The following is a 359-nucleotide window of genomic DNA, read 5'->3' as shown; positions in this document are numbered from 1 at the left end:
CCTTATCCAGGCCTTGGGTCATGGTCTGGTGCAGCATTGCGCCGTTGACCCCGACAGCTGAAGCAAGGCTGATGATAATCGCGACCTTCGCCGCCTTGATCATTGTCGCCATTGCGTTTTCACGCGATTGCCCGGTGGCGATGCGATAACCCAGAAGCAAGACCCACAGCGTGGTGACCGTCAATGCGATCGTACTGACCCACCTCATGGTACGGCTCATCAGCTGCAGGCCGAACGCCTGAATCTCGTTGCTGAAGTCCTTGTTGTCGATCCGCTCACCCATCGTCTTACATTCCACGCATCGGTGCCGGCGGGGGCATGTCTGGCTGGCTGCGCTGCGCGTCCAGGGCCTGCGACTG

General features: G+C 59.9%; 1 pseudogene. It reads right to left on the bottom strand.

The annotated features are described in order from the left end of the window. A pseudogene (locus XcuCFBP2542_RS18455) lies at window positions 1-283 on the bottom strand (type IV secretion system protein); the annotation flags it as partial. Between the last annotated feature and the right edge of the window lie 76 nt (window positions 284-359).

The sequence above is a fragment of the Xanthomonas cucurbitae genome (genome assembly GCF_002939885.1).
Lineage (GTDB): Bacteria > Pseudomonadota > Gammaproteobacteria > Xanthomonadales > Xanthomonadaceae > Xanthomonas > Xanthomonas cucurbitae.
This window is presented reverse-complemented; position numbering and strand designations above follow the sequence as displayed.